At 65.1% G+C, this 12,470-nt stretch carries 8 protein-coding genes; 5 read left to right on the forward strand and 3 right to left on the reverse strand.

Features of this window, described 5'->3' with window-relative positions; genetic code table 11:
• Positions 1–224: 224 nt before the first annotated feature.
• From BOO71_RS07490 to BOO71_RS07500, 3 genes are read right to left on the reverse strand one after another with little or no spacing between them, the layout of a single operon-like run.
• Entirely contained in the window at positions 225–905 is a 681-nt protein-coding gene (locus BOO71_RS07490) for a response regulator (protein WP_139322821.1), read from the reverse strand.
• On the reverse strand, positions 902–2,551 hold the full coding sequence (locus BOO71_RS07495; RefSeq protein ID WP_217694858.1) for a sensor histidine kinase: 1,650 nt from the start codon (positions 2,549–2,551) through the stop codon (positions 902–904). The genes BOO71_RS07490 and BOO71_RS07495 overlap by 4 nt, the downstream gene beginning before the upstream one ends.
• Complete coding sequence (locus BOO71_RS07500; RefSeq protein ID WP_175607391.1) at positions 2,529–3,878, reverse strand: extracellular solute-binding protein; 1,350 nt, start codon at positions 3,876–3,878, stop codon at positions 2,529–2,531. The genes BOO71_RS07495 and BOO71_RS07500 overlap by 23 nt, the downstream gene beginning before the upstream one ends.
• A gap of 210 nt (positions 3,879–4,088) precedes the next feature.
• Between BOO71_RS07500 and BOO71_RS07505 the strand changes: the two genes are divergently transcribed.
• The 5 genes from BOO71_RS07505 (at position 4,089) to BOO71_RS07525 (ending at position 12,203) form a co-directional block, all read left to right on the forward strand.
• The gene (locus BOO71_RS07505) at positions 4,089–5,099 is read left to right on the forward strand and encodes an ABC transporter substrate-binding protein (protein ID WP_075831324.1); all 1,011 of its coding nucleotides are present in this window, start codon (positions 4,089–4,091) and stop codon (positions 5,097–5,099) included.
• Positions 5,100–5,131: 32 nt separating this feature from the next.
• Positions 5,132–7,447 carry an ABC transporter permease gene (locus BOO71_RS07510; RefSeq protein ID WP_075831325.1) on the forward strand — a complete coding sequence of 772 codons (2,316 nt, stop codon included), beginning with the start codon at positions 5,132–5,134 and terminating at the stop codon, positions 7,445–7,447.
• Positions 7,448–7,469: 22 nt separating this feature from the next.
• On the forward strand, positions 7,470–8,534 hold the full coding sequence (locus BOO71_RS07515) for an ABC transporter ATP-binding protein (protein ID WP_083653191.1): 1,065 nt from the start codon (positions 7,470–7,472) through the stop codon (positions 8,532–8,534).
• A 42-nt stretch (positions 8,535–8,576) separates the two neighbouring features.
• Positions 8,577–9,143, forward strand: a complete 567-nt coding sequence (locus BOO71_RS07520; protein ID WP_075831326.1) for a hypothetical protein — start codon at positions 8,577–8,579, stop codon at positions 9,141–9,143.
• 516 nt (positions 9,144–9,659) lie between these two features.
• Positions 9,660–12,203, forward strand: coding sequence for an excinuclease ABC subunit UvrA (locus tag BOO71_RS07525; protein ID WP_075831327.1), 2,544 nt, complete (start codon positions 9,660–9,662; stop codon positions 12,201–12,203).
• Positions 12,204–12,470 lie beyond the last annotated feature (267 nt).

Here is a 12,470-nt window from a genome sequence, read left to right on the forward strand (position 1 = left end):
GCAGTACACCTGCCTTCCTTCAATTTCGTTCTTGTCTTCGGTCAAAAATGCAAAAGACTGCGCTCTGCGCCGTAGCATTTGCGCCGTACAATGGCTCAGGAGCTGCCAGCGGGGTGTTGGAGCCGGACGGAATTCCGAGAACTGGCTGGTCCTATTTTCATCGACGTAATCGGAGTCCGTGCTGATCCGTGACGCGCTGACCCGGGTGCTTTTAAAACATGCGCTCAGAGTGGCGTGCGCGCCCGGCGGTACAGTTTCAGTGGCCTGCCGGTGGGCTGATACTGCACGTCGACAGCGGCGAAGTAGAGGACCACGAGGTACTCCAGATACCGCCACGCCGTGATGCGGCTCACGCCCAGATGCTGACCTGCCGCCTCGGCGCTCCAGGACGCGGGGCTGCTGTCCAGAAGGTGCTGCACCCTGGCGAGGGTCGCGGCGTCGATGCCCTTGGGCAGATGGGTGACCGGGTCATGGCGCAGCAACCGGTCCACGCCAGACTGGGTCAGATGGGCCGGACTGGACACGGCGCGGCGCTGACCATGTCGGAGAAAGGCGGCCTGAAGCCTGTGTCGGTCAAATGGCTTGATCAGAAAATCAAGAACCCCACTGCGGACCGCAGCCTGCACAGTCGGCAGATCATTGGCCGCCGTGACCATGATGACGTCTGGGCTGGTGGGCGTGCGTGGCAGCCCACTGGCCCAGGTCAGGCCATTGCCGTCTGGCAAATAGATGTCCACCATCAGGAGGTCAACGGTCAGGTGCCGCAGGTCCTGCTCGGCCTGGGCCAGCGTGCCTACCGCGCTGACCACCTGGAATCCGGGCGTGTCCTCGACCAGCGTTCGGTGAATGGTGCGCACCAGTTCGTCATCCTCGACGATCATGACGCGGCTCATTGGAGCAGTCACGGTTCACCCTCCGTCGCCGGGATGCTGACGATGAAGACGCTCTCGCCCGAGCTTCTGAGGTAGTCCAGATGGCCCTCCAGACCCAGCAGATGCTGACGGATCAGGTCCAGGCCCTGGCCACGGCCCGGACCCTTGGTGGAAAAACCGGGCCGTTGCCAGTGCTGTGCGTCCACACCCGGTCCGCAGTCACGGACCTCGAGTTGCAGACCCTCGGCATCCTCACCGATCATGACCGTGATGCGGCGCTCGGACTGCTCCTGTACGGCGTCGAAGGCATTCTCGATCAGGTTCCCGGTGATCAGGAGCAAGGCGTCGATGACCGGTTCCGGCCAGTGGTCGGCCAGCGCCGACGCCGGGTCGACCTGCAAGTGAACGCCCAGTTCGCGGGCGCGGGCAATTTTGCCGGCCAGCAGGGCCGCCAGTCGCGGTGGGGCGACGCCGCCCACACTGTCACTGACCTGCTGCGCCTGACTGGCCTCGCGCTGAATCACCTGGAGGGCGAGTTCAGGACGGCCAATCTGCATCAGGCCCGCGATGGTGTGCAGGCGGTTGGTGAACTCGTGGGTCTGCGAGCGCAGTAGCTCGACGTACTGCCGGGTCTGCGTCAGCTCCTCGGCCAGCCGCACGGCCTCGGCACGTCCACGGAACAGGACCAGCCGCTGGCCACCAGGGAGCGGGTAACAGGTGAGCAACACCGGTTGTTTTTGCCACTCGCTGGGCCGTTCCTGAAAAGAAGTCCCATCCGCACCACTGAGCAGCCCGTGGAGTTCAGGCCACAGCTCGGGCAGGGCGGGCAAGGCCGAGACCTCGGAGACGCGCAGGTAGGCCAGCGCCCGCGCGTTGGCGAGAATGATGCGCCCGCCGTCCAGCACCAGCACGCCGTCTTGCAGGGCGGTCAGGACCGCGTGATGCTGTGAGATCAGGCCAGAGATCTGATCGGGTTCCAGGTCAAACAGGTCGCGGCGCAGCCGTCCACTCAGATATAGGCTGCTGAGCAGCGCAAACAGCAGACCGAGGCCGTACCACGGCAGCAGGCCCCACATCACCCGCGCGATCCCAGCCTGGACGGTGGGCAGCAGAAAGCCGGTGGACACCAGACCAATCACGTCGCCGGCTGCGCCGCGCACCTCCGCCTTGCCCCAGATAAAGTCCCTGAACTGCTGCACCCCCACTTCCACGGGGTCTCCATCGGTCAGCACGTCGTCCAGTCCTCCTCCAGTGCTGATGCGCTGCGCCAGGGCGGGCGGAAAGGGATGGGCGTAACGCATGCCCAGGGGTCCGCCTACCACCAGAAAGTCTGCTCCGATGTCTGCCTGCATGCGCCGGAGCAGGGGATCGATGGGCAGCGGCACGTCCGGGCGCTCGAAATACGTTCTCACTGTGGGCGTGTTGGCGACGGTGCGCGAGAGCATCAGCGCACGGTTTCCGCATTCCTGACGCGTCCGCGCCGTCAGGGAGGTGTACTGCACGGTGGCCAGCATCAAGGTCAGCGCAGTGAACACCGTGACCTGACTGAGAAAGAAGCGCTGCCACATCCGCAGCCTGCGCCAGCGTGCCGGGGGGACCGAGACCCGCGCCAGCCCCGCCGCGCCAGACGGGGCGCGCTGGCGCAGCGACCTGGGGCTAGAAACGCGCATTGTAGGCATGGATGATCTCGTCGGCCCGGGTCTGCGCCGCCTTCAGCGAGGCGGCCACATCCGCGCCAGCCAGCACGCGTTCGATGGCAGCATGCAGCACGGCGCGGACCTCGTAAAAGCTCCCGAACAACGCTCCTGCCGTGGCGGGTGAGGCGCGCGTACTGCGGAACTGATCGACGGCCACGGTATGCGCCTGACCCGGCTGGAGCCAGCCCTGTTGCCGCAGCAGGTCCACACTGCTCTGCCGCAGAGGATCGTAGCCGCTGAGATGGTGCCAGGATGCCAGGTTGGCCGTGCTGGTCAGGTAGAGAGCGAAATCCTGGGCAGCGGCAGCGCTCTGCGGCGTGATCTCGCGCGGGATCCACAGGCTGCTGCCGCCGACCACCAGCCCCTGGCGCGGGCTTCCCTGGGGCACAGGCATCCGGCCCACCTGCACGGTAAATCCCCGCTGGCGGCTGCCGGACAGCACCTGACCGATCCGTGACGAGGAGGTCATCAGAAAGGGAATCTGACCTTTGAGAAAGAGCTGGGTGACGCCTGCATTGTCCTCGATCTTGCCGGTGTTGACATAGTATCCGGCCCGCTGCATCGCGCTGAGCCAGCGCAGAGGCCGCGCGACCGCTTCTCCCATCAGGAATGTCTTCGTGGTCCGGCTCTGCCTGCCGTTGCTGCCATCGACCCACAGCGCCCCCTGCTGAGCGCTCCACTGTTCGAAATACCACGCGTCCACCGGAAAGGTCAGGCAGGGGCCAGCGCTGCCTGCACGTTTCAATGCGCCGCAGGTCTGCGTCAGCCGTTCAAGCGTATCGGGAAGCCGCGTCCCGGCCAGACCAGCCTTTTTCAGCAGCGAGGTGTTGACGTACAGCACCGGAGACGACGTGTTGAAGGGCAGGCCGTAAAGCTGGCCCCCCACGCGGTAATAGTTCAGGACGGCGGGCAGATAATCGCCGAGCTGCCCAGCGGCGGCGCGGGAAAGTGGCCGGAAGAGCATGCTGTCTACCGCCAGTTGGGTGCCCGCCTCGGAGATCTGCACCAGGGCGGGCGCTTTGCCCGTGCGTGCGGCGGTGGCCAGGGCCTGAAACGCCTGTGGATAGTTGGCATACGCCACCGGCCTGACCTGAATGTCGGGGTGCAGGCGATGAAATTCGGCGGCGCGCTCGCGGATCCACTGCTGGCGGGGAGCATCGGGAAAGATGTGCCAGAACTCAATCAGGGTGGGGGCGGGCAGGGCTGCGGTCTGAGCCGACGCTGTCCGGCCAGCCCCAGCCATGAACACGCAGGCCGCCCCCAGCCAGGTCAGCCAGCGACTGAACAGCCGACGGGAACATCCATTCATCTGCCCCGCATTGTAGAAGCCGCGCCGCAGCGGTTCCTCTGTCGTCCTGAGAATGTGGTCCTGAGAACACGTGAACTCAATGCACCAAAGCTTGAGTTTGCCGCTGGCGCTTTGCAGACTCGGCCCGAACCACATTGTTTTTTTTCGTCCAGGCCGCCGGTGCCCAGCGCGGCGCACTCCCAGATCGCCACATTTCTCTCAGGAGGCTCCATGAAACGACTACTGACCCTTACCCTTTTTGCCACGGCGGCCACCGCCGGCGCGCAGGGAAACCTGACGTTCGTCTGCGGCGCACAGGCCGATTGGTGCCAGGTGGTGGCCAACGCTTACAAGAAGGAAACGGGCGGCGAGGCCAAGTTCCTGCGCCTGTCGGCGGGCGAGTCGTTGGCCCGGTTGCGTGCCGAGAAGGCCAACCCCAGCTTCGACGTGCTGTTCGGCGGCACGGGGGACGTCCACGAGGCAGGCACTAAGGAAAAGCTGCTGACTTTTTACAAGCCCAAGGCGTGGAACGAGTTGTACCCGTCGCTGCGCAAGCAGGTCAATGACGCCTATATTCCGCTGTACACCGGGGCACTGGGCTTCGCGGTCAACGACACGGTCCTCAAGAAGCGCAACCTGCCCGCCCCCACCGACTGGCCGGATCTGGGCGATCCCAAGTACAAGGGCCTCGTTGCCATGCCCAACCCCAACACCTCCGGCACGGCCTACACCATGATCACCACCCTGATCCAGATCTACGGTGAGGACCAGGCTTTTGACCTCCTGAAGAAGATCCACAACAATGTGCCGCGCAACGGCTACACCCGCCCCGGCTCCGGCGCGGCGTTCCTGGCGGCGCGCGGCGAGGTGGCCGTGGGCGTGACCTTCCTGCACGACGCGGTGGCGCAGAACGTGCGCGGCTTCCCGGTGCGGGCCGTGGCCCCCAAGGCCGGAACGGGCACCGAGATCGGCGGCGTCAGTCTGGTCACGGACGGCCCCAACGCCGCCGCAGGCAAGCAGTTTATCGACTTCGTGCTGAAGCCTGAAACGCAGAAACTGGCGGCGACGGTGGAATCCTTCCAGATCCAGTCCAACGCCAAAACCCCGGTGGCCGCCGCCTCGCCCAAGCTGGACAAGATCAAGCTGATCGACTACGACTTCGGCAAATGGGGCGACAGCGCCACCCGCGCCCGCATCATCTCGCGCTGGACCAAGGAGGTCTTTCCATTACCACGGCGGTAACTCCTCCTGTTTCGGAAAGGAACCGGGCTGGAGTGCAGATTGCGCTGCTGCTGTGGCCGCTGCTGGGGCTGCTGGCCTTCTGCGCGCTGCCCTGGGTGCGTGAGGGCCGGGCCTTTCTGGCAGGCGGGCCAAGTGGCCTGGGGCTGCTGGGAACCCTGCCTGTGCTGTGGGTGCCTCTGGCCGCTCTGGTCGCCACCCTGGCCCTGAGCTTCCTGGGCCGCGCCACCCGCGCCCCACCCACGCTGGCCGCCGCGCTGACCGGGTTTCTGGTCACGGCGTTTTTCATCGTGTTCAGGAACGAACCTGCCGATCTGGGCGCCCTGATCACCGCGCTGGCGCTGCTGTCGGTCACCGGCATGGCGCTGTCGGATACCGGGATCATCAAGGCAGACCGCTTCATCGCCAGTTCCACTTTGTGGGTGGGCCTGTTTCTGATCCTGTTCGTGATGTTTCCGCTGTACAAGGTGCTGCGAAACGCTTTCGGTGAGACGGGATTTTCACTGGAAGCCTTCCGCAGCGTATTGAGTTCCCCGGCCTTCTTCGTGCTGGAGAACGAAACCACGGCGCGGAGTGAGGCGACGCTGGCGCTGATCGCCACTGTCATCGGCGCAGTGGCTGGGCTGGGGCTGTCGCTGTGGCGAAAGCGTCCGGTCTGGGCCACTGTGCGGAATACCGTGCTGGCGGCGCTGGGCGTGGGTATTTTCGCCGCGCTGTACTTCGGCTTCGGGGCGCTGCGGAACAGCGTGTTGCTGGCAGTCAGTGTGGCGACGGCGGCCACCGCGCTGGCGCTGGCCTTCGCGCTGCTGGGAACGCGCAGCCGGGTCCCGTTCGGGCCGTATCTGTTTGTTCCGCTGGCGCTGGCGGGGTACGCGATTGGCTCACTGGCGTCCAGCACACCGCAGACTGCCGGGCTGGGCATCGTGTTCAAGGCAGTGGGCGTGCTGGCCGGAGTCGGGCTGGCGTGGTGGCTGACCCGGCGGCGCATCACGGCGGGCAAGCTGCTGGGCGTCTTCTCGCTGCTGCCGATCATCACGCCGCCTTTCGTGATCGGCTTCGCCCTGATTTTCCTGCTGGGCCGCCAGGGCCTGATCACCAGCGGCATCCTGGGCTTGGACACCGACGCGCTGCTGGGACCGCTGGGCGTGGGCATCGCGCAGACGCTGGCCTACACTCCGATTGCTTATCTGGTTCTGGTAGGCGTCGTGCAGAGCCTGAACGGTACGCTGGAGGAAGCTGCCGTCACCCTGGGCGCGGGCCGCTGGCATGTCCTGAAAACGGTGATCTGGCCCCTGGTGCGCCCCGGCCTCGCCAATGCCTTCCTGCTGACCATCATTGAAAGTCTGGCCGATTTCGGCAATCCCTTTGTGATGGGCGGCTCCTTCCTGGCGACGCAGGTGTACTTCTCGGTGGAGTTCAATCCCGCCGAGGCGTCGGTGTACGGCACGGTGCTGCTGGCCCTGAGCGTCTCGGCATTTCTGGCGCAGCAGGCGTGGCTGGGCCGCACCAGTTTCACCACGATCACGGGCAAACCCGCGCTGGGCATGGTCACGCCGTTGCCAGCCGTGCTGGAGCGTGTCCTGCTGTTCGTGTTCATGATCTGGGTGCTGTTCGTGGGCGCGGTGTACGGCAGCATGTTCTTCGGGGCGCTGGTCAAGCTGTGGGGCTTTGACAACACGTTTACCACCGAACACATCCGCAATCTGTCGGTGGGATCGCTGGGCGTGTTCTTCAATACCCTCAAGATCGCGGCCATCAGCAGTCTGCCCGTGCTGATCCTGAGCGTGGTGATCGCCTACCTGATCACGCGGCAGAAGTTCTTCGGGCGCGGCTTCATCGAACTCGGCTCGCTGCTGTCCTTCGCCGTGCCCGGCACCGTGATCGGCATCGGGTACATCCTGGCCCTGAACAGCGGCTTCGCGTACATGACCGGCACCATGCTGATCCTGGTCGTCGCCTTTATCTTCCGCAACATGCCGGTGGGCATCCGTTCCTCTGTGGCCAACCTGCGCCAGATTGACCCGGCGCTGGAGGAAGCCAGCACGACGCTGCGTGCGGGCAGCCTGACCACGCTGTGGCGGGTGGTGATGCCCCTGATTCGCCCCGCGCTGATCTCGGCGCTGATCTTCGCCTTCGTGCGCGCCATGACCGCCATCTCGCAGATCATCTTCCTGATCTCCCCCGATCACAAGGTGGTCACCAGCGAGGTGCTGAGCATGGTGGAGCGCGGGCAACTCGGCGACGCGGCGGCGCTGTCGGCGCTACTGGTCTTCACGCTGGCCGTCGTCATTGCCCTGATGACCTGGGGCGTGGGACGCATGGGCGGATCAAAGGCAGGGGTAAACGTATGAACTGCATTGCCAAGAGGAATCCATGACCGCGACCCAATCCCGCCCCCAAACTTCCGTTTCCAACCCCCAGGCCGCCCCGGTCAAGCTGGAAGGCGTCACCAAACGCTTCGGCAAGACCACCGCTGTCCAGAGTGCCAATCTGGAGGTGCAACCCGGGACGCTGGTCACGCTGCTAGGTCCTTCGGGCTGCGGCAAGACCACCATCCTGCGGATGATCGCCGGACTGGAAACCATCACCGAGGGCAAGCTGTCCATTGACCACGAGGACGTGACCCAGCTCTCGGCGGCGCAGCGCGACGTGACGATGGTGTTTCAGAGCTACGCGCTGTTTCCGCACCTGAGTGTGCTGGAAAACGTTGCTTACGGCCTGCGCGTCGCACGCCGCCCCGACGCTGCCGAGGCTGCCGAGGAAGCCCTGAAACTGGTGGGGCTGGGCGGCTACGGCAGCCGCGCGCCGTCGCAACTGTCGGGCGGGCAGCAGCAGCGCGTCGCATTGGCCCGCGCGCTGGTCATGAAACCCAAAGTCCTCCTCTTTGACGAGCCGCTGTCCAACCTGGACGCCAAGCTGCGCCGCCAGATGCGCAACGAGATCCGTGCCATCCAGCAGCAACTGGGGATTACCGCCGTCTACGTGACCCACGATCAGGCCGAGGCGCTGGCAATTTCAGACGTGGTGGTGGTCATGAGCGCGGGCAAGATTGAGCAGATCGGCACCCCTGAAGACCTGTACCGCCGCCCCGCCAACGCCTTCGTCGCGGATTTCGTCGGCGAGGCCAACCTGCTGCAAGGCACCTATGACGGGCAGAAACTCGGCTTCGGCAATGTCTTCTTGCCCTACACGCAACCCGGCGCACCCACAGGTGACGTGCGCGTGCTGGTGCGGCCCGAATCCATCTCGTTCAGCGAGCGCGGGCTGGCGGGGCGCATCACCTCCGGCGCGTATCTGGGGGCCATGACCGAGTACACCATCGAAACTTCTGCCGGAGACGTGCTGATCGCCCCACCCTCCGAGGCCACCATCCTGCCCAACGGCAGCGACATCCACCTGGATTTCCGCAGCAACGGCCTGTACATCCTGCCTGCCTGAACCCTGCCCCCTGATCCGCCCCCTCTTCAAAAGGAGTTCCCCATGCGCCACCTGATCCTGACCGCCGCCCTGCTGCTGCCCGCCGCCTCTGCCCAGATGTCCGTTTCAGATATTCCTGCCCTGCCACCAGGGGCCACGGCACAGGCTCCGGCTGCCACGCCTGCCGCTCCCGCCGCCCCCGCTGTTCAGGCTGGCCCCGTTGCCAAGGTGGAGATTCAGGATGTGGAGATCACGTCCCCGGTCAGCGCGGGCACCACTCCCACTGTCGCCAGCGACGACGTGGGCGAGGTCATGATTCCGGTCCTGGCCACCGACAAGGACGGCAACTCGGTGGCAGGTGTGGCCGTGACCTGGGAAGTCAAGAACACCGGCAAGAACCCGGTGTACGTGATTTCCGTGGCCGTGGACGGCAAGGCGACAGACATCGCCGCGACCATTGCCCCGGATGAGACGGTCAAATACGAAACCATGACAGGTTCGGACGGAACCGTGACGCTGCTGCTGAATGCCACCGCCAGCACCGCCGCCGCGCTGACATTGACCACCTCTGCCGGAGAGGTGAAAAACCTGCGAGACGCCAAGCAGACGATTGACTGGATTGGTCAGTAACCCCGTTGGTGGAATAGCTTTCCTTGGTGGTCGCCTGTCTGAGGCGGCCACCTTTTTTGCAGATCATACGGATTCCGTCTGTTTCGTGCAGGAATCGGGACAGCGCCAATTCCTGCACTCCACGCCCGGAACCCGTTTTTCTCCTTCTCGCTCCGCTCGGATTTCCAGGTGTTTTCAACACCTTTCAATCGGAGTCCGTATCACCAACCTTTGGGCTGAGGTCGGGTGATGCGGGCTGTTGCACCTCCCAATCTGCTGGTCAAAAAAAGCCATGCCGCTCCCTGCCCTGAGCGTGATTTGCCACAGTCAAGAAATCCGACTCTTCATGGGCGGATCAAGTCTGCCCGTCCTTCCTGAAAAATCCTGAACATCTTTTGCCCGATTTTTAACGTGGTGGCCGCGCCGCCCGTCTGTCTTGCCACTGCTGGCCGCAGTTTGATCGTGACAGGGCCAAAGCTTCAGATTTCGTTGCGACTCGCCCCGCGTGCTGGGCAGACCACCCATACTGCCCGGACCATGCCAGATCCCTCTGAATTCTCCGGCTTCGTGCAGGTGCGCGGGGCGCGGGAACACAACCTCAAAGACCTCTCGCTGCGGGTGCCGCGTGACGCCCTGGTGGTGTTCACCGGGGTCTCCGGCTCGGGCAAGTCCTCGCTGGCCTTCGGGACGCTGTACGCCGAGGCGCAGCGGCGGTATCTGGAATCGGTCTCGCCGTATGCCCGCCGCCTGTTCCATCAGGTGGGTGCGCCTGATGTGGACGCTATCGAGGGTCTGCCCCCGGCAGTGGCGCTGCAACAGCAGCGAGGTGCGCCCACCGCCCGTTCCTCTGTAGGCAGCGTCACCACCCTGTCCAATCTGGTGCGGATGCTGTACTCGCGCGCTGGGACGTATCCGCCGGGGCAGGGCATCGTCTATGCCGAGGGCTTCTCGCCCAACACCCCCGAGGGGGCCTGTCCGAACTGCCACGGTCAGGGCCGGGTCTACGAGGTCACCGAGGCTTCGATGGTTCCCGACCCGTCACTGACCATCCGTGAGCGGGCGGTGGCCGCCTGGCCGCTGGCGTGGGGCGGGCAGAACCAGCGCGACATTCTGGTGTCCCTGGGCATAGATGTGGACGTGCCGTGGCGTGAACTGCCGCCCACGACACGCGAGTGGATTCTGTTCACGGATGAGCAGCCCGTGGTGCCAGTGTATCCGGGGATGAGTCCAGAGGAGACCCGAAAAGCAGTCAAACGCAAGCTCGAACCCGGGTACATGGGCACCTTCAGCAGCGCCCGGCGACATGTCCTGCACACCTTCGCCAGCACCGAGAGCGCGTACATGAAGCGGCGGGTGCAGACCTACATGATCGCCACCGAGTGCCCGGTGTGCCACGGCAAGAGGCTGCGCCCGGAAGCCCTGGCTGTGACCTTCGCGGATTACGACATCACCGATTTCTCGCGCCTGCCGCTCAAGGAAGTGGCCGCGCTCCTGCGTCCCTATGCCGCCGGGGATAGAAACAGCGCACCTGATCAGAACCAGCCCGCGCAGGCCGTGGCCCGCCAGCGCCTGACAGAAGACCTCGTCGCCCGGCTGAACGTGCTGCTGGATCTGGGGCTGGGCTACCTGCAACTGGAGCGCTCGACGCCCACCCTCTCGCCCGGCGAGTTGCAGAGGCTGCGGCTGGCCACCCAGCTCTATTCCAACCTGTTTGGCGTGGTATACGTCCTCGATGAACCTTCCGCCGGGCTGCACCCCGCCGACACCGAGGCGCTCCTCTCGGCCCTGGGCGGTCTGAAAGCAGCGGGCAATTCGCTGTTCGTGGTGGAACACGATCTGGACGTGGTGCGCCGCGCCGACTGGATCGTGGATGTCGGGCCAGGGGCCGGGGAGGGGGGCGGAGAGATCCTTTACAGCGGGCCGCTGGAGGGACTGCGGAACGTGGAGAACTCGCGCACCGCCGAGTACCTGTTCAGGACCGCCGCCCAGAACACACGCCCGCCGCGCACGCCCTCCGGGTGGCTGGAACTGGGCGGCGTGACGCGCCACAACCTGCGTGACCTCAGTGTCCGTTTCCCGCTGGGCGTGCTGACCTGCTTGACGGGCGTTTCAGGTTCGGGCAAGTCCACCCTGGTCAGCGGGGTGCTGGCGGAGACGCTGGCGGCCCACCTGGGTCAGGGCAGCGGGGATCAGGTCAATCTTTCACAGGATGAGGAAGACCTCGGAGACAGCCAGGCACCCGTCACCACCGCGCACCTGGGAGGGGACGTGGCCTCGATCTCACGACTGGTGCAGGTGGACCAGAAGCCGATTGGGCGCACGCCCAGAAGCAATATGGCCACCTACACCGGGCTGTTCGATCACGTCCGAAAGCTGTTTGCTGCCACACCGCTGGCCCGTGGGCGTGGCTACGGTGCAGGCCGCTTTTCCTTCAATGTCAAGGGTGGGCGCTGCGAACACTGTCAGGGCGAGGGCTGGGTGATGGTGGAGCTGCTCTTCCTGCCCAGCGTCTACGCGCCGTGTCCGGTATGCCACGGGGCGCGCTACAACGCCGAGACCCTGGAAGTTCAGTACCAGGGGCGCAACGTCGCCGAAGTGCTGGGCATGACGGTGGATCTGGCCTGGGATTTCTTCAAGGGTGACGCAGCGGTGTTCCGCAGCTTAGACACCCTGCGGGAAGTGGGGCTGGGTTACCTGCGGCTGGGGCAACCCGCCACCGAACTCTCGGGCGGCGAGGCGCAGCGCATCAAGCTGGCCACCGAGTTGCAGCGCGCTGGACGCGGACAGACGCTCTATATCCTGGACGAACCCACCACTGGCCTGCACCCCGCCGACGTGGAGAGACTCGCCCTCCAGCTTGATCGTCTGGTCGCTGCCGGGCACACCGTGATCACGGTAGAACACGACATGCAACTGGTGGTGGGCAGCGACTGGGTGATCGACATCGGACCCGGCGCAGGGGATGAGGGCGGCCTGATTGTCGCGCAGGGTCCGCCTCTTAAGGTGGCGCGGGCGAAGAACAGCCGAACTGCTCCTTACCTGGCGCAGGCCCTCGGCAAAGTGGAGCTTGCAGGGAGCTGAGGCAACGCATCCCATAGGCTGGGCGACACCTGCCCGCTCCGAAGGCCCGATCGGGGTCCTTGAATGGCCTCTGGTTGAGCTGTACCTGGGGAATGCCGCTCCGCAACAGTTCGGGCACGCTGTCGTGCATCAGGTGCAGGGGAGATGTCTTCCCCTTCGCGCGATTCGGGCAGCGTGGCCCGAATTGACGGTCTGGCGCGCTTCTTCACCCCTTTCGGTTGCTGGAGGAGTATCTTCCCAGGGTGCATCCCGCCACATTCCTGGATC

The sequence above is a fragment of the Deinococcus marmoris genome (genome assembly GCF_001949125.1).
Lineage (GTDB): Bacteria > Deinococcota > Deinococci > Deinococcales > Deinococcaceae > Deinococcus > Deinococcus marmoris_A.